Source organism: Ureibacillus sp. 179-F W5.1 NHS (assembly GCF_045369345.1).
In the GTDB taxonomy this organism is placed as follows: Bacteria; Bacillota; Bacilli; order Bacillales_A; family Planococcaceae; genus Ureibacillus; species Ureibacillus halotolerans.
In genome coordinates, this window is the sequence record NZ_JBIQFG010000023.1 from 33,255 (window position 1) to 51,983 (window position 18,729).

At 36.4% G+C, this 18,729-nt stretch carries 15 protein-coding genes; 13 read left to right on the plus strand and 2 right to left on the minus strand.

The genetic code is table 11. The features are described 5' to 3' along the window. The first annotated feature begins 19 nt into the window (after positions 1–19). The 4 genes from ACH0B5_RS11340 (at position 20) to ftsH (ending at position 6,764) form a co-directional block, all read left to right on the plus strand. Complete coding sequence (locus ACH0B5_RS11340; RefSeq protein ID WP_341362930.1) at positions 20–2,413, plus strand: SpoIIE family protein phosphatase; 2,394 nt, start codon at positions 20–22, stop codon at positions 2,411–2,413. Between the two features lie 35 nt (positions 2,414–2,448). Continuing rightward, positions 2,449–3,852, plus strand: coding sequence for a tRNA lysidine(34) synthetase TilS (gene tilS / locus ACH0B5_RS11345; RefSeq protein ID WP_341362931.1), 1,404 nt, complete (start codon positions 2,449–2,451; stop codon positions 3,850–3,852). A gap of 177 nt (positions 3,853–4,029) precedes the next feature. Continuing rightward, positions 4,030–4,572, plus strand: a complete 543-nt coding sequence (hpt, locus tag ACH0B5_RS11350) for a hypoxanthine phosphoribosyltransferase (protein WP_122972267.1) — start codon at positions 4,030–4,032, stop codon at positions 4,570–4,572. A 131-nt stretch (positions 4,573–4,703) separates the two neighbouring features. Then, on the plus strand, positions 4,704–6,764 hold the full coding sequence (gene ftsH / locus ACH0B5_RS11355) for an ATP-dependent zinc metalloprotease FtsH (RefSeq protein WP_122972266.1): 2,061 nt from the start codon (positions 4,704–4,706) through the stop codon (positions 6,762–6,764). 156 nt (positions 6,765–6,920) lie between these two features. Here the strand turns inward: ftsH and ACH0B5_RS11360 are convergent, their stop codons facing one another. Next, a complete protein-coding gene (locus ACH0B5_RS11360) occupies positions 6,921–8,897 on the minus strand; it encodes a methyl-accepting chemotaxis protein (RefSeq protein WP_406927838.1) in 1,977 nt (658 codons plus the stop codon). A 212-nt stretch (positions 8,898–9,109) separates the two neighbouring features. Between ACH0B5_RS11360 and ACH0B5_RS11365 the strand changes: the two genes are divergently transcribed. The 8 genes from ACH0B5_RS11365 to dusB all read left to right on the plus strand — a co-directional run bounded on the left by ACH0B5_RS11365 (position 9,110) and on the right by dusB (position 15,830). Further along, complete coding sequence (locus tag ACH0B5_RS11365) at positions 9,110–9,877, plus strand: type III pantothenate kinase (RefSeq protein ID WP_406927839.1); 768 nt, start codon at positions 9,110–9,112, stop codon at positions 9,875–9,877. An 18-nt stretch (positions 9,878–9,895) separates the two neighbouring features. After that, on the plus strand, positions 9,896–10,777 hold the full coding sequence (gene hslO, locus ACH0B5_RS11370; RefSeq protein ID WP_341362934.1) for an Hsp33 family molecular chaperone HslO: 882 nt from the start codon (positions 9,896–9,898) through the stop codon (positions 10,775–10,777). Further along, a complete protein-coding gene (locus ACH0B5_RS11375; protein ID WP_122972262.1) occupies positions 10,761–11,717 on the plus strand; it encodes a peptidyl-prolyl cis-trans isomerase in 957 nt (318 codons plus the stop codon). The genes hslO and ACH0B5_RS11375 overlap by 17 nt, the downstream gene beginning before the upstream one ends. Before the next feature lie 121 nt (positions 11,718–11,838). Then, the gene (cysK, locus tag ACH0B5_RS11380; protein WP_122972261.1) at positions 11,839–12,768 is read left to right on the plus strand and encodes a cysteine synthase A; all 930 of its coding nucleotides are present in this window, start codon (positions 11,839–11,841) and stop codon (positions 12,766–12,768) included. A gap of 178 nt (positions 12,769–12,946) precedes the next feature. Beyond that, entirely contained in the window at positions 12,947–13,810 is an 864-nt protein-coding gene (gene folP, locus ACH0B5_RS11385; protein ID WP_406927840.1) for a dihydropteroate synthase, read from the plus strand. Positions 13,811–13,830: 20 nt separating this feature from the next. Next, positions 13,831–14,202, plus strand: coding sequence for a dihydroneopterin aldolase (gene folB / locus ACH0B5_RS11390; protein WP_122972259.1), 372 nt, complete (start codon positions 13,831–13,833; stop codon positions 14,200–14,202). Beyond that, positions 14,195–14,725 (plus strand): 2-amino-4-hydroxy-6-hydroxymethyldihydropteridine diphosphokinase, encoded by a 531-nt coding sequence (folK, locus tag ACH0B5_RS11395; RefSeq protein ID WP_341362935.1) that lies wholly within the window; start codon positions 14,195–14,197, stop codon positions 14,723–14,725. The genes folB and folK overlap by 8 nt, the downstream gene beginning before the upstream one ends. A gap of 91 nt (positions 14,726–14,816) precedes the next feature. Further along, the gene (gene dusB, locus ACH0B5_RS11400; RefSeq protein WP_341362936.1) at positions 14,817–15,830 is read left to right on the plus strand and encodes a tRNA dihydrouridine synthase DusB; all 1,014 of its coding nucleotides are present in this window, start codon (positions 14,817–14,819) and stop codon (positions 15,828–15,830) included. Positions 15,831–15,866: 36 nt separating this feature from the next. On the opposite strand, the gene ACH0B5_RS11405 is transcribed toward dusB, so the two are convergent. After that, positions 15,867–16,346 carry a DinB family protein gene (locus ACH0B5_RS11405; protein WP_122972257.1) on the minus strand — a complete coding sequence of 160 codons (480 nt, stop codon included), beginning with the start codon at positions 16,344–16,346 and terminating at the stop codon, positions 15,867–15,869. Positions 16,347–16,740: 394 nt separating this feature from the next. Between ACH0B5_RS11405 and lysS the strand changes: the two genes are divergently transcribed. Continuing rightward, entirely contained in the window at positions 16,741–18,240 is a 1,500-nt protein-coding gene (lysS, locus tag ACH0B5_RS11410) for a lysine--tRNA ligase (protein WP_174232682.1), read from the plus strand. The last annotated feature ends 489 nt before the right edge of the window (positions 18,241–18,729 follow it).

The window sequence follows — 18,729 nt, forward strand, 5'->3', positions numbered from 1 at the left end:
AATTAAGGGAGATGTAAAAATGGCTAATATTGAAATGATCAATGAAAAATCTTCATGGCAAAATTTAACGGAGCGTTTCTCTATTAAAAAAGTAAATTTCTTTATTCATATTTTCTTTTTTTTGTTAGCGTTGTTTCTATCAAGAGCGGTAATGTTTGAAGCGGCCGTTCCGTTTTTATTACCTCTTTGGGCAATTGTGAAACAACGATACGAAAATGAAAAATGGACTGTGTTAATCGGAGGCTTACTCGGTGCATTCACGTTAAGTTTAGGACAAGCGCTAATTTTAGGATTGCAGCTCGTTTTGTATGAACTCATTACTCGATTTAAATTTTGGAAATTTCCGACGGGTGTATCTGTTGGGTTAGCAATCTTTTTTGGACAATTTATTTGGCAAGGCGTTGTCCACCTTGCTATACCACCCTTAATTGTTCAACTTTATATTTATTATGAAGTTATTTTAGCTTTTTTAATGACTATTTTTGTAAAGCTCTTTTTTGTCCAACCTCACCGCTTTTGGACGATTGGTTGGAGCTATGAGCGAGTAGGAGCTGGCCTTGTAATCTTGGCGATGGTTTTAACCGGTGTTCAATCGGTTGTCGTTTCTTATTTTGGATTGTATCCGTTTTTACTACATTTAGCTATTTGTATTGCTGCTTTCGCAGGGGGGGTTCCTATTGCGGCCATGGTGGCAACTATCGTCGGAGCCCTAGTAGGAATAGCGAAGCTCTCCTTTACTGGAATGATATCAGTTTATGCAATGACCGGTGTTGTAGCAGGTTTGTTTAGTGGTCTTGGACGAATAGGCGTTGTAATAGGAAGTTTAATACCAAGTATATTCTTTTTCTTTTACGATGCCACCTTACCACTTGATACGGTCTACTTTGTTTCCATTGCGGTTGTCGGGATTGTGTTTTTCGCACTCCCTCAAAGTATGTTTACATTTTTACATGATATGATTCATCCTAAACGAGATGAAGTATTACTCCAGCGACAACAATGGCTCACTGAACATACGAGTGAAAAATTAGAGTCCTTTCAAAACTTTGTTTTATTTATGAAGGAGTTAGTATTTGACCGATTTACTTCCACTGAAACAATAAGTGAAGCACGAAAAATTGAACCGTGTGCGACTTGTATGAGCTGTTTTCGTTACGATCGCTGCTGGGGAGAGAGCAATTCAATGGAACCGTTGATTGAAGATTGGTTCGTTGCAAAGTCTGGAATAAAAGAATCAGAACAAATGATGGCAGAAGAGCGAATTAAGCTTAAATGTATAAAGTCTACAAAATTGTTGGAAGAGTTAGATCATCAATTATATAACGATAAAATGAATGGTCAATTTTATCATGGGAAGAAAATGATTGCCCTTCAATTAAGGGATTTAAGCAATCATTTAAATAAATTAATGGAAGATATGAAGGACGAAACATTATCTTTCAAAACAATTGAAGAGGAATTAGAATACCAACTAAAAAGAGCACAAGTTCATTGCTTCCAAATTGATGTGTTAAATAATACAGTTGGTGAGCGAGTTGTTATTTGTTCCTTTGCCAATAAAAATAAAACCCACGAGGATCAATATTTACTATGTGAGAGAATTATTTTGCCTATTTTATATGATGTATTTTCAGAGCCGTTTCAAGTTGAAAAAATATCAGATCAAAAAGTACCATTTGCCCACGTACAAATACGTTTTCGTTCAGCGGTTCGCTATGAAATAGAGTATGATATATATAGTAGAGCTAAAAATTCTGCTTGGGTATCCGGCGACACCCATGCCATTTTCCATATTCACCCTGGACTTGTAGCTGTTATGTTATCTGATGGTATGGGGCAAAGTAGGGAGGCGCAGCGTGAAAGCAGACGATTAGTCCGTTTAATGAGAGAATGTTTAAGCTATAATATGAATCCAGAGACGGCCATGCATACGTTGCATTATGTCATGTCTTTGAATAGAGAAGTCGATATGTATGCAACGATTGACTTTGCCCTTGTGGACTTACAAAAGGGTGCATTATGGTCATGGAAAGCGGGCAGTATGTCTACCTACATTTTACGTGGAGAGAGGTTATTAAAGGTAGATGGGGCAGCAGCACCCGTTGGATTTATGCCTGTGTTTTCAATTGAAACTGAGAAAGTCAATTTATTAGCCGATGATTTTGTTGTGATGGTATCGGACGGTGTCTTTTCTAGTGAGTTTGATTGGGAGGAACAAGAAAAATATTTAGTTAACTTATTAAAATCTCGTATTCAAAATGAAATACCGATTGAAGCTATTTTGTATGATGTAATGGAGGAGTTTGGGAATTTGTATCCAGTAGATGATGATTGTACGGTGATTATGTTCTCAGTTTCCCATGTAGTTCCGAAGTGGGCTGTATTTAGCCCTTTAAGTAAAGGAATATCATGAAACAGCTAAGTAAGATTATAGAGAGGTGAGAAGATGTGTCGTTCGAATTAAAAGTACAAAAATATATAAATGAACAACAATTAGTAAAAAAAGGAGACCGTCTTCTCATTGCTTGCTCAGGTGGCATTGACTCAATGGGGTTAGTACATTTTTTTAAGAAGTTTCAACATAATTTAGAAATTGAATTATTTGTTGCCCATGTAGACCATATGCTTAGAGGAGAGACATCTGCAGAAGATCGATTATTTGTAGAACAGTTTTGCCATCAACATAATATTCCTATTTTTAGTACCGCAATTCCGATTCCACAATTACTACAGGAAGAGGGGGGCAACTCCCAGGCCATTTGCCGTAGAGAGCGTTATGCGTTTTTTGAAGAGATGATGAAAACCCATCAAATCAATAAACTAGTAACCGCACACCATGCAGACGATCAATTGGAATCAATTTTAATGGCTTTAACTAAATCCGGTAACATAAGTAGTATGAAGGGAATTTATTCTAAAAGGGATTTTTCCTTTGGAACAATTATTCGCCCTTTTTTAGCGGTTACAAAAGAAGAAATAAGGGAATATTTAGAAGGGAATGGAGGGTCTTACAGAGAAGATGCAAGCAATGAGAAGGACGATTATACTCGTAATCGCTTCCGCCACCATATTGTACCGTTATTGAAAAAGGAAAATGTGCATGTTTCTTCCCACGCAGTCCACTTTGCTGAAACTTTACAGCAAGATGATGAATTATTAAACCGTTTAGCGTTAGAGCGTTTCCCCCATATTGTAAATCAAAAAGACAATCAGATATACACATTATCTGTTCCCTTGCTACAGAAAGAACCAGTTGCTTTACAAAGAAGAATCATTTTAATACTATTAAACTATATTTATAATAATTCTAATTTTACCCAAGGGCTTACAATGACGTCCTCTATTTTAAATTTATGCAAATCAACAGATGGTAGTGCAAAGGTTGACTTACCGGAGCAAATTATCGCAAATCGTAAATACGATGAAGTTGTATTTGAAAAATTAAGTGAAAAAATAAATGTAAATGACAACATTCAACAAGTTGTCATGAATCAATGGATCCAACTGCAAAACGGCATTCGATTATACATAGGAGAAGCCTCAAAAGTAGTACACACTCCGGAGAATAACTCCACTACGTATTACTTCAGTTCGGAATTGATTAGTACACCGCTTTATATAAGAACTAGAAAAAGCGGAGATCGTATTTTGTTAAAAGGTATGGAACAACAAAAAAGATTATCTCGACTCTTTATTGATGAGAAAATACCTTTGGAAGATCGAGAACAATGGCCAGTACTTGTCGATGCGAACGATGAGGTACTTGCCGTTATTGGTGTTCGGGTTAGTAAAAAACTATCGACAAGAAAACAAATCGTGGATGATTTTATCCTTATTGTTGAAAGAAAATAGTAACGATTTTTTACTTAATTAAGGTATTATTAAATAGAACGATTTTCATTAATTTTTGGGTATAAAGTTAAACAAAAACGATTAAAGTTTTGAACAGATGAACAGATTTTATTAAGGAATGTGCAATAAATCATTTTATTGCTTTAGGTGTTTGAACAATTCAAGGAGGAACCACCCATGATTCAAAATGATATTGAAAAAATTATAATTTCAGAAGAACAAATTCAAGAAAGAATTGCTGAACTAGGAGCTCAGTTAACAGAAGAGTATAAGGAACAGTTCCCGTTAGCAATCGGTGTTTTAAAAGGTGCAATGCCTTTTATGACAGATTTAATGAAGCGTTTTGAATCATATGTAGAGATGGATTTTATGGATGTATCTAGCTACGGAAATGCGACGGTATCTTCTGGGGAAGTAAAAATCTTAAAGGACTTAAATACAAGTGTTGAAGGTCGTGATGTCATTATTATTGAAGATATTATCGATAGCGGCTTAACTTTAAGCTATTTAGTAGATTTATTCAAATATCGTAAAGCAAAGTCGATAAAAATCGTTACGCTTTTAGATAAACCATCTGGACGTAAAGTGGACTTGAAAGCGGATATAGTTGGTTTTGAAGTTCCAGATGGATTTGTTGTTGGATACGGTTTAGATTACGCAGAAAAATATCGTAACTTACCATACATCGGTATCTTAAAAAGAGAAGTTTACTCATTCTAATAGAGATTTGTAGAATTTTCGACAAAAAATGTAAATAACGCATTTTACCGGTGCTTTTCGTTGTATGATGAAATAATGATATGATAAGATTTTACTTATAGTTTTTCTGTTATGTTGTGAGGAGGCTGGGGATGAATCGAATATTTCGATACACCATATTTTATTTATTAATTTTTCTCGTAATAATCGGTATTTTCGGTACTTTTAATGGAGGTAATACACCTTCTAAAGAATTAACTTATCATGAGTTTTTAAATGCGTTGGATACAGGTAAAATTGAATCTGCAACTATTCAACCTGATGCAGGAGTGCTTGTAGTAGAAGGATCTTTAACAGGAGCAAAAGATGGTGAAACATTTACTGTTAATCTTCCACAAGATAATCAAGCTTTAATGACAAAATTAACAGATGCTGTTGAAAATGATCCAGATATCAAATTTTTACCAGCACCTGAAACGAGTGGTTGGGTACAGTTCTTTACCGGGATTATTCCATTCGTAATTATTATCATTTTATTCTTCTTCCTATTGAGTCAATCTCAAGGTGGCGGTAATAAAGTGATGAACTTCGGTAAAAGTAAAGCGAAATTATATGATTCCGAAAAGAAAAAAGTACGCTTCAATGATGTTGCTGGTGCAGATGAAGAAAAAGCTGAACTAGTGGAAGTAGTTGATTTCTTAAAGGATCATCGTAAATTTACTGAAATGGGTGCGCGTATTCCGAAAGGGATATTATTAGTTGGTCCTCCGGGAACAGGTAAAACGTTACTTGCCCGTGCTGTAGCAGGTGAGGCTGGCGTTCCTTTCTTCTCAATTTCAGGTTCTGACTTTGTAGAAATGTTCGTTGGTGTCGGTGCGAGCCGTGTTCGTGACTTATTTGAAAACGCTAAGAAAAATGCACCATGTATTATCTTTATTGATGAAATTGATGCAGTTGGTCGTCAACGTGGAGCTGGTCTTGGTGGCGGTCATGATGAGCGTGAACAAACGTTAAACCAATTACTTGTTGAAATGGACGGTTTCGGCGTAAATGAAGGGATTATCATTATTGCTGCTACAAACCGACCAGATATTTTAGACCCAGCGTTACTTCGTCCAGGACGTTTTGACCGTCAAATTACGGTTGGTCGTCCAGATGTTAAGGGACGTGAAGCGATTTTAAAAGTACACGCACGTAACAAACCATTACGTGATGATGTAGATCTTAAAGCGATTGCTCAACGTACACCTGGTTTTTCAGGAGCCGATTTAGAAAACTTATTAAACGAAGCGGCACTTGTTGCAACTCGTCGTAATAAGAGGAAAATTGATATGGCTGATATCGATGAAGCTACTGACCGCGTTATAGCAGGTCCTGCTAAATCAAGCCGTGTCATTTCTGAAAAAGAACGCAAAATCGTTGCCTTCCATGAAGCTGGTCACGTAGTTGTTGGATTAACTCTTGATCAAGCAGAAAAAGTGCATAAAGTAACAATTGTACCTCGTGGTCAAGCTGGTGGTTATGCAGTAATGCTTCCAAAAGAAGATCGTTACTTTATGACAAAACCGGAGCTTTTAGATAAAATTGCTGGACTACTTGGTGGTCGTGTTGCAGAAGATATTACTTTCGGGGAAGTATCGACAGGGGCACATAATGACTTCCAACGTGCTACAGGTATTGCTCGTTCTATGGTTACAGAATATGGTATGAGTGATAAACTAGGACCGATGCAGTTTGGCTCAAGCCAAGGTGGAAATGTATTCTTAGGTCGTGACTTTAATTCTGAACAAAATTATTCAGACTCTATTGCTTACGAAATTGATAAAGAAATGCAATCCATTATTGTTGAGCAATATGAACGTACAAAACAAATTCTAACGGAAAAACGCGATTTATTAACTTTAATTGCAGAGACATTACTCGAAGTAGAAACTTTAGATGCTCAACAAATCGAGCACTTACGAGATCACGGAACTTTACCGGAGCGTAAAAGTTATTCTAACGTAGATAATGAAAATGCAACGAATGAAGATACACAAGTTGTTTCTACTGATGAAGCTGGTACTACAGAAGCAGCAGTTGAAACTTCAGGTTCTACTTCGTTAGAAAAACAAATTGTTGGTGAAACGACAGATCCGACAGTTTCAGATTTACCAAAGGAAGATAGTTCTTCTAAACCAGCTGATGGTATTCAAGAAGATCGTAATAAATAATATATGTACGTTTCCGAAAGGAAAATGATGTATAACTGGATGGGTAGCTAGGTTGCTGCTCATTCAGTTTTTTATACATTGCTTTCTCGTCTAAAAAAATCATAAAAAGTACCATTCAGATTGAAAGCTGAATGGTACTTTTTCGTTTTGCAAATATTAAATTTTAAATCGATCTACTAATTGTTTTAACTCGATGGCCAGTGTATCCAACTCGGCTGTATTTTTCGATACTTCGTCAATGGAACGAGTAAACTCATTCGAAGTAGCAGCTGTTTCTTCAATTGCTGCTGCCGATTCTTCTGACATCGCGGCCATTTCTTCCGTTGCTTCACTCATTGATTTTGCCCGGGAAACATTTTCTGAAAGATAAACGATTATTTCTTCTACGTTATTTACCATATTGGAAACTGAATGGCTAATTTGCGTAAACGTTTCACTCGTTGCATGGATTTGTGTTGTGCCAAGACGTACTTCTGAATATCCGTCTTTTAATGATGTTTCAACCATTGCTGTTTCATTATGAATATTTGAAACGATTTGCGTAATGTCTGTTACGGATAAGGATACTTGTTCTGCTAATTTCTTTACTTCATCAGCGACAACGGCAAATCCTTTCCCATGTTCACCGGCTCTTGCGGCTTCAATCGCTGCATTTAACGCTAGAAGATTCGTTTGGTTTGCGATTTGTTCAATGATTAAAACTAACTTTTCGATTTCTTTTGTTTGACTTTCTAAATGCCCCATTTTTCCAACGGCATCTTGCATAATTTGATTAATATTATTCATCTGCGCGTTCGATAATTGCATTAATTTAGTACCTTCGTTTGTTAATTCAAGTACCTTTAAAGAATCTTTATGAACTTGCTCGCCCTTTTCATTTGTCTTTTCAATACTTTCTGTGAAGTTACTAATATTCGACGCTAGATCTGCAATGTTTTGGGCTTCACCTTCAGTTCCAGATGCCAATTCCTGCATAGTGGAAGAGATTTGTTCCGAACCAACTTGTATTGTAGTCGATAATTGTTTTAAAACATCGCTTTTTTGATTGACGCTTGTTGCTGCCTTTGCAACTTTTCCAATTGCTTCGTGCAGGTTTTCTTGCATCGTTTTCGTTGCATTAGTAAGTAGACCTATTTCCCCTTTTTGTGAGCTTTCTTTTATATTCAATTGTAAGTTACCTTGAGAAAGCTCATTCATGACATTGGCAACTTCTACAACAGGCTGTGAAATTCTTTTACTCATAAAGAATGAGATAACGAAAACAATAATGATGGTAATGGCGATTAAAACGACTGCGAATAAAAAGATATTTTGTTTTGATTCTTGAAGAATAGATATATCTTGCTCAATACCGATCGCTGCAATGATTTCATTTCCTGTAGGATCATAAATTGGCAAAATGGATTCTATTATTTCTTCATTTTGGTAGGAAGATAGTTCACCTTCTTTCACCGATGTTAGGAGATTACTTTTCATTTTAGTGTTAAGTTTTGACTCATCGGAAGATTGAACGATAAGTCCTTCCATATCGTATAAACTAATTGTAACCCCCTGTAACATTTCGCTTAAATCCTTAATAAATTGACCGTCCACACCTGTTTGTAAAGTGCCAATGACTTCGTTATTTGAAATAATAGGAGTAAAGGCGCGAACGGATAATCCGCTATTACCAAATTCAAATCCTGCTACGGATTCGCCCTTTAAAGCTTGTTGAATCGCTGCTAAATCACTTTTATCATCACCATACTTCTCTGGGTTATGGGCACGTAACATGACAGTTCCAGTAGGATCTCCAAATTCAAAAACAGATAATTGATGTTCTGCTGATAGACGGGAGTAGACATCTTTCACAGAACTTAATAATTGTTCCCGATCACCATTTTCGAAGGTTGTTATAATCTCATCATTTTGAGAATACATCTCCGTAATTTTTAATAAGTTTTCGGATATGTTTTTTAATTCTGTTTGTACAATATGTATCATTTTGTCTTGCTGGTTTTCTGTCACTTTGCTAAATCCATTATTCGTTGAAGCGAAGATTGTAGTTGTTGCGATAATTAAAGGGATCACCGAAAGTGTTAAGAAAACGACGATTAATTTACTTTTTAAGCTATGTAATTTTACCTTACCCATAGAAACTCCTTTAATATAGTATTTTCCTACATAGTATCACAAAATATTGAGTTGAATTGTTAATTTTATGTATCGAAATGACTATAGAATTGTTATAACAATATTCCTATGCTCGTGAATATTTATCGAATAGATTTAATTGCTATCACTGTTTAATTTAGCCAGTAATGTGATATGATTTTTTCAAATGGACTTGAATTGGGTGTGAAGAAATGATTCTAGTGCTAAATGTAGGAAACTCTAATATTGCATTAGGGATATATGTAAAGGATAAACTAACTTATCATTGGAGAATGGAGACGGATCGCCATAAAACCGAAGATGAGTATGCAATGCAAATAAAGTCCTTTTTCGCGCATGTCGGGACTGAATTTGAACAAATTGAAGGAGTTATTATTTCTTCTGTAGTTCCTCCAATCATGTATGTATTGGAGGAAATGTGCCGAAAGTATTTCCACATTAAACCTTATGTCGTTGGTCCTGGCGTGAAGACAGGGTTAAATATTAAGTATGACAATCCTAAAGAAGTAGGAGCGGACCGTATTGTCAATGCGGTAGCAGCTTTAAATGAATATGGAGGTCAGCCGTTAATTGTTATAGATTTCGGTACTGCCATTACGTATTGTTACATTAATGAAAAAGGTGACTATATGGGAGGGGCAATTGCTCCTGGTATTGCCATTTCTACTGAATCCCTTTTTACAAAGGCTTCGAAGCTACCGCGTATTGAAATATCGCGTCCTTCAAATATTATTGGAAAGAATACCATTTCCGCAATGCAATCAGGTGTTCTTTATGGGTTTGTTGGACAAGTAGAAGGAATTGTCGGTCGTATGAAAGAACAGTGTAAAGAGGAGCCCCTTGTTATTGCAACGGGAAGTTTGGCGAAATTAATCTCAAACGAAACAAAGATAATCGATGTCGTAGACCCATTTTTAACGTTAAAAGGGTTGCATGTTATTTATAAAAGAAATCAATAAGAAATGAGGAATGACAACATGAGTGATTACTTAGTAAGGGCATTAGGTTTTAATGGGAAGGTACGAGCCTTTGCAGCTAGAACTACAGAAACAGTAGGGGAAGCTCAACGCCGACATAATACATGGCCAACGACGACGGCAGCACTTGGTCGATCCATGACAGCAGCAGTGATGATGGGGGCTATGTTAAAGGGTGAAGATAAGCTAACAGTAAAAATAGAAGGAAATGGTCCAATCGGTCCAATGATAATTGATTCTAATGCGAAGGGAGAAGTACGTGGTTTTGTCACGAACCCTCATGTTCATTTCGAATTAAATGACGTTGGTAAACTAGACGTTCGTCGTGGTGTAGGAACAGAAGGATCGCTTACCGTTGTAAAAGATTTAGGGTTACGGGACATGTTCTCCGGTCAAACACCAATTGTTTCCGGGGAAATTGCCGAAGATTTCACTTATTATTTTGCTGTTTCTGAGCAAGTACCCTCTTCAGTAGGATTAGGGGTTTTAGTGAACCCTGATAATACGGTACTAGCATCTGGTGGTTTTATTATTCAATTAATGCCTGGCTGTGATGAAGAAACAATTTCACAAATCGAACAGCATTTAAATAATATTGAACCGGTTTCTAAGATGATCGAAAAAGGATTAACTCCTGAAAAAATACTAGAGGTAGTACTTGGGGAAAACAATGTGCAAATATTAGATAAAACTCCTGTTCAATTTAAATGTCAATGTTCGAAAGAGCGATTTGGTGCGGCTATTATTAGTTTAGGTGTGCAAGAAATTCAAGAAATGATAGATGAAGACGGTGGTGCAGAAGCGCAATGTCATTTCTGCTTAGAAAAATACCACTACAATCAACAAGAGCTTGAAGGTTTTATCAATGAAATCAAACAATAATAATGTAAATAAGCCAACGAACCAAATACCTCTTTCTCAAAGACGTTTAAAAACAAAACCGGTATTAACTTTATTAGCTATACTATTTATTGGTAATATTTTTTGGTTTATTCTTTGGCTATGGCCAGATGGAAATAATGAAAATGGTGGCGACGAAGTAGTCGCTACCATTGATGGGGAAAAAATAACCCGTCAACAGTGGATGGCAGCTATGGAGAGTCGATACGGAAAAGAAACATTACAAACACTCGTTAATGGGGCTGTCATGGAGAAAGCTGCGAAGGAATATGATATTAAAGTTACCGATGAAGAAATAGATTTAGAAATTGCGTTGATGCGCTCTGCTCAGGATAAGACGGATACAGCGATACAAGAATTAACGGACAAAGAGTTACGACAAGAGGTCCGTGCTCAATTAATACTTGAGAAAGTACTGACAAAGGATGTTGTAATCGATGAGCAACAAATAGAAGAATATTATAAAGAGAATCAATCATTATATAACATCCCTACTACATACAGGACGAGCATTATCGTTGTAGAATCCGAAGAAGATGCTAAAAGTGTTCAAAAGGAATTGGAAGAGGGGTCAGATTTCTCCGTTCTTGCTCGAGAACGTTCCCTTGATACAACTTCAGCTAGTTTAGGTGGCGATATCGGATTCATTACGACAACACAAACGAATATAGATAAAAGTATCCAAGAAGCGGTGGAAAAATTAGACTCAGACGAAACAAGTGAACCTTTTGTCATGAATGATGGCCGCTATGGTATTGTGCATGTGAAGGAAGTAAATGATGGAAAATCCTTTGCTTATGAAGAAGTGAAAGGTCAAATTGAACGGGTGTTAGCCTTAGAACAATTACCGTCAACTATTACACCAGAGGCCTTTTGGAAAGAATTTGATGCAACTTGGTTTTATGGAGAAGCGTCATCTTAAAAGTGTAAAATATTCTCAATATTTAGTTCCAATCTATTGACATAAAGGATAGGAAGTTGGTAATATACTAAATAGGTAAAACCTATAAAAATAGTAGGTATTAAGGAGAGGGATGACAATTATGAGTAAATTGGCAAATTCAGTTGCTGAATTAGTCGGCCGCACACCAATCGTTAAATTAAACCATGCAACAAATGAAAATGAAGGTAATGTATACGTTAAATTAGAATTTTTTAATCCGGGAAGTTCAGTAAAAGATCGTATCGCCCTAGCAATGATCGAAGCTGCTGAAAAAGACGGCACTTTAAAACCAGGTGGTACAATTATTGAACCGACTTCTGGTAATACAGGTATTGGTTTAGCTATGGTCGCAGCTGCAAAAGGTTACCGTGCAATTTTAGTAATGCCAGAGACAATGAGTATTGAACGTCGTAAATTACTTCGTGCATATGGAGCTGAATTAGTATTAACACCTGGACCAGAAGGTATGAAAGGTGCTATTGCAAAAGCAGAAAGTTTAGCAAAAGAAAATGGTTACTTCTTACCACAACAATTTAACAATCCTGCTAATGCTGAAGTACACCGTTTAACTACAGGCCCAGAAATTGTAGAAGCATTTGACGGGTTAAAATTAGATGCGTTTGTAGCTGGTGTTGGTACTGGAGGTACAATTACTGGTGCTGGTGAAGTATTAAAAGAGAAGTATCCTGATATCGAAATTATCGCAGTTGAACCAAAGGATTCTCCAGTATTATCTGGCGGTAACCCTGGTTCCCACAAAATTCAAGGTATCGGTGCCGGCTTTGTACCAGAAGTATTAAATACAGAAGTTTACACTTCTATCTTCCCTGTAGATAACGAAACTGCTTTTGAAGTAGCTCGTAAAACAGGTCGTGAAGAAGGTATTCTAGTAGGTATTTCTTCAGGTGCTGCAATTTATGCTGCAATTGAAACAGCGAAACGCCTTGGTAAAGGTTCTAACGTTTTAGCGATCGTCCCATCCAACGGTGAACGTTACCTATCTACAGCTCTTTACAATTTTGAAGACTAATATTAATAATTAATTTTGGCATTACCTCTAAAGGGTGATGCCTTTTTATATTTCTTTAATATTTAGACGAATGAAGAAATATAAAGTAAAATGATATGATAAAAAGAGAAACAAACTTAGCTATTTTGAACGAGTAAATAAAGTGATTTACATAGATTGAAGTGAAAGAGGGGTTTAGATGCTTTCTAAATATCCAAAACCATTAGTATTTAATAATATAGAGCTTGACTATACAAAAGAAACCGTTGTAATGGGGATTTTAAATGTGACCCCCGACTCTTTTTCAGATGGAGGAAAGTATAACTCGATTGAAGCTGCCGTTCAACATGCAAAAGAAATGGTCACAAATGGCGCGAAGATTATTGATGTAGGTGGGGAATCGACTCGTCCTGGTTATACTCGAATATCCGATGAAGAGGAAATTGAGCGGGTTGTACCTATTATAAAAGCGTTATTGAAAGAAGTACCTGCTATTATTTCGATTGATACATATAAATCAGCTGTTGCCCGTGCAGCAATTGAGGCAGGAGCCCACATAATTAATGACATTTGGGGTGCGAAGGCAGATCCGAAAATGGCAAAAGTTGCTGCGGAGCTGCATGTTCCGATTATTTTAATGCATAACCGTAAAGAGGAACAGTATAACGATTATTTTGAAGACTATTTAAACGACTTAAAAGAAAGTATAGCCATTACAAAAAATGCAGGTGTTCCTGATGAACATATTATATTAGATCCAGGTATAGGATTCGTGAAAAACTTGCAGCAAAGTATTGAAACGATGCAACGTTTAGACGAGCTAGTTGAGTTGGGCTACCCTGTATTACTTGCAACTTCTCGAAAACGAATGATTGGTACAATATTGAATTTACCATTAGAGGAACGGGTAGAAGGAACCGCAGCAACATGTGCTTATGGAGTGATGAAAGGTTGTCATATAGTGCGTGTTCATGATGTTAAAGAAGTGGCCCGGACTGTAAAAATGATAGATGCCTTAATGGGGAAATTTACGATAAGTGAAGAACTACCTAAAAGACACTAACCGCTTTAAGGAGAATGAAGATGGATTATATACATTTAAGAGAAATGCAGTTTTTTGGATACCACGGTGTATTACCAGAAGAAACGAAGTTAGGTCAACGTTTTCGTGCATCTGTTTCGTTGGCAGTAGATATTCAACAAGCAGGTCTAACCGATGAATTGAATGATACCGTAAGTTACGTGGGTGTTTATGATATATGTAAAGAAATTATTGAAGGCACGCCATATAAGCTAATTGAAGCCGTTGCGGAAAAAATTGCAACGACGATTTTATCAATATATGAAGGACAAGTATTCGGCTGCAAGGTGGAAGTTATAAAACCAGATCCGCCTATCCCAGGTCACTATAAGGAAGTAGCAGTTGAAATTGTAAGAGGGCGTTTTTATGAATAACGTTTATTTATCTATTGGAACGAATATCGGAGATCGGGAACAAAATTTAAAGCAAGCTATAAAAATGCTACAAGGCAAAAAGAATATCGCGGTAAAAGCGATTTCTTCCATTTACGAAACGGCTCCCATAGGTTATATTGATCAGCCATCATTTTTAAATATTGCGGTATTGATTCAAACATCCCTTTCTGCTTATGAAACGCTAGAAGTATGCCAATCGATTGAAAATGAATTAGGAAGAGTACGAGAAATTCGATGGGGTCCACGAATCATTGACCTTGACATTTTGCTGTTTAATAACGAGAATATTGAAGTTGAGAATTTAATTGTTCCTCACCCTAGAATGTATGAACGAGCTTTCGTTTTAGTTCCTCTCCGTGAAATCCTTCAATATCCTTTGACTGACAAGCTTCAATTAGTAGAAGCGAGTGTTGAAAGTATGGATTTGCAAAAGGAAGGCATTCTTAAGTGGAAGCATATTAACAATGTGGAAGAATTTTTGATAGCGGAAGATTCTAGGTAGGAGTATTAAATCCTACTCAATTTAAAATGAAACGATGAAGATTTAAATCGTTCAATATAAAGGGTTTTTAATATAAGAGGAGGAGTCCCCATTGACTACACAAAATAAGCCGTTTCAAATCGGTAATATAGTTATGGATAACCGTGTTGTTTTAGCACCGATGGCAGGCGTTTGTAACTCTGCTTTTCGTTTAACAGTAAAAGAATTCGGTGCCGGCTTAGTATATGCAGAGATGATTAGCGATAAAGGTCTTGTACAACGCAATAAAAAAACATTAGATATGCTTTATATTGATGAACGTGAAAACCCACTTTCATTACAAATTTTCGGTGGAGATAAAGAAACGTTAGTAGAAGCAGCAAAATATGTAGATAAAAATACGAATGCAGATATAATTGATATCAACATGGGGTGCCCTGTAAACAAAATTATTAAATGTGAAGCAGGGGCGAAATGGCTATTAGATCCTAAAAAAATTTATGAAATGGTTTCAGCGGTAGTTGATGCAGTAGATAAACCTGTAAGTGTAAAAATGCGTATTGGTTGGGATGATGAGCATATTTTTGCTGTGGAAAACGCTCAAGCAGCTGAACGTGCCGGTGCATCTGCCATTGCGATGCATGGCCGTACACGTGTACAAATGTACGAGGGTCGTGCTAATTGGGATATTATTAAAGAGGTAAAGAAAAACATTCATATTCCATTCATTGGTAACGGGGATGTGGAAACACCTCAAGATGCAAAACGTATGTTAGATGAAACGGGTGTTGATGCAGTCATGATTGGCCGTGCTGCTTTAGGTAATCCGTGGATGATTTACCGAACTGTACAATACCTTGAAACAGGGGAATTAAAACCCGAACCATCTGTACGTGAAAAAATGGATGTTTGCTTACTTCATTTTGAACGTTTAATGCAACTAAAGGGTGAAGGTGTGGCAGTACGTGAAATGCGTAAACATGCATCCTGGTACTTAAAAGGTATTCGTGGAAACGGAAAAGTTCGAAATGCTATTAATCAAGTAGAAACAGCTCAGGAACTTCGGGCGTTACTTAATGGTGTAGTCGATGAATTAGAAGAGCGACAACAGGCGGAAGCTATTTAAAAGGAAAAGGCATCCTTGTAAAGGATGCCTTTTTGTTTATTTTGCTAATTGTTCTTTTGTTGGACCCATGACGCCAGGAACAGGTAGTCCCGCTTGTCGAAGGAGTACTTGCATTTGTGCACGGTGATGGGTTTGATGATCGACCATCATACGAAGAATTGCTCCGATTGGCGTTAGTTGGCCGTGGCTATTTACTTCATTAAGAAGTGCTTCGTCAGATAATTGTTCTTTTGCAATTTGAATGATGTTTTCACTTACTGAACGATACGTATTCATGATTTCGCTCAATTTATCTGGAGTATTCTTTGGATTTAATTCCACATTAAGTGCTATACCGATTTGCCCCATAAAATATGCTGGTGCAGTAGTTAAGTGCCAGCTTAACCATTCGAGAGAACTATGACCTTCTACAATTGAGAAATGCTTTTTTTCTTCTGTAATAGATTCAAAAATAGCTAATGTACCTGAGCTATTGCGCTCCCATTCTTGAATAAAATCGTTTATATTACGATACATACTAAATCCCTCCTTTTATCAGAAATTTTAGCATGTCTAAGGATGAAATATGTAATAATCAATCTTGAAAAAACAAAACTCGTAACATTTTCAATCGAAAGAGGTGAATAGAACGAAGAAATTGTGTACAATAGGTACATTATGGATTAAATGATCGCTAACGGCGGAAAATGAATTATACATGGATATAATTGTTTTTAATTGAAGTAATACCGCTATATTCGGTTGTCTGTTGTCATTGTGAAAGCAAAACATATAAACTAATTTTGTTTTGTTACAGAATGATATCCGTCGAAGCTTTATCTTCAGTTTTATTAAAATGAACTGAGCAAGGAAATGTCCAAGTTACCATGCCGTAATAGCTGGTGTTATACTGAATAAAGGAAAATAAGGAGTGATAAACGTGTCAAACATTGAAGATTTAAACGACCAACTTTTGGTGAGACGCCAAAAGATGACGAATATTCGTGAAAATGGAATGGATCCATTCGGTAGTCGATTTGAACGTACGCATTTATCTTCAGAGATTCGTGAACAATTTGGAGAACTTACGAAAGAGCAATTAGAAGAGTCGCCACAAGAAGTGACAATTGCTGGTCGTATTATGACAAAACGCGGAAAAGGAAAAGCTGGTTTTGCTCATATTCAAGATTTAGGTGGTCAAATTCAAATCTATGTACGTAAAGATCGTGTCGGTGATGAAGCGTATGAATTATTTAATACTGCCGATTTAGGAGATATTGTCGGTGTTCGTGGTAATTTATTCGTAACGAATGTTGGAGAACTTTCTGTTAAGGCAGAAGAATTTACGTTCCTAACTAAATCTCTTCGTCCAATGCCAGAAAAATTCCATGGTCTACAAGACGTTGAACAACGTTATCGTCAACGTTATTTAGACTTAATGACGAATGCAGATAGTAAACAAACATTTATTACTCGTTCAAAAATCATTCGTGCTATTCGTAATTACTTAGATAACCATGGTTATTTAGAAGTTGAAACACCGATGTTACATTCTATTGCAGGTGGGGCAGCAGCTCGTCCATTTATTACGCACCATAACGCATTAGATATGGAACTTTATATGCGTATCGCAATTGAACTTCACTTAAAACGTTTAATTGTTGGTGGTCTTGAAAAAGTTTATGAAATTGGACGTGTATTCCGTAATGAAGGTATTTCAACTCGACACAATCCAGAGTTTACGATGATTGAGTTGTACGAAGCGTATGCGGATTATCGAGACATTATGGCATTAACTGAAAACTTAATTTCACATGTTGCACAAGAAGTTCTCGGTACAACAACTGTTCAATATGGCGAAGATCAAATTAATCTTGCGCCAGGTTGGAAACGAGTACACATGGTTGATGCAGTAAAAGAGGCAACAGGTGTAGACTTCTGGCAGCCAATGACGAAAGAGGAAGCACAAAGCTTAGCGAAAGAGCATGGCGTTGAAATTAAAGAAGCTCATGAAGTGGGTCATATTATTAATGAATTCTTTGAACAAAAAGTAGAAGAAACTTTAGTACAGCCAACATTTGTATTTGGTCACCCGGTTGAAATCTCACCACTTGCAAAGAAAAATCCGGAAGACCCACGTTTTACAGATCGTTTCGAATTATTCATTGTACGTCGTGAGCATGCAAATGCATTTACAGAATTAAATGATCCGATTGACCAACGTGAGCGTTTTGAAGCACAGCTTGCTGAAAAAGCAGCTGGTAACGATGAAGCTCATGAAATGGATAATGATTTCATTGAAGCATTAGAATACGGTATGCCGCCAACAGGTGGGTTAGGTATCGGTATTGACCGTTTAATTATGCTATTAACAAATGCACAATCGATTCGTGATGTATTATTATTCCCAACTATGCGTCACCGTGATTAATAATTCGTTTTAGCAAAGGAGCGAGGGAGTGATTATCCCTCGCTTTTTATTATGACGATATAATTCAATCGTATGGTTTAAGAGAGTAAAAAGCGGATATAATAAGTTATATTCAACTTTTTTCGTTTTTCTATTAATATTTTAAAAAAACACTTGCATTCAAAAAGAAATGATGTTAAATTATTATACGTCGCTAAAAGCGGTGAACAAAATGATAATGCTTTCTAATTTGTTATTGACAACTAGAGTTGAAAGTGATAGTATTTAAAAGTTGCTATTTCGTATCGGCAAAAAACTTTTTTAAAAATATGTTGACTAATATAATGTTGGTTGATATAATATAAAAGTTGTCATTGAAGCGGCGACGAAACGTGAACCTTGAAAACTGAACAACAAAACGTTAATGAAATACAGTTTCAACTTAACAGTTGAAACAAAATTTTGGACATCATTATGATGCCAGTGTAAATTTAGAGCTTTATCAAATTT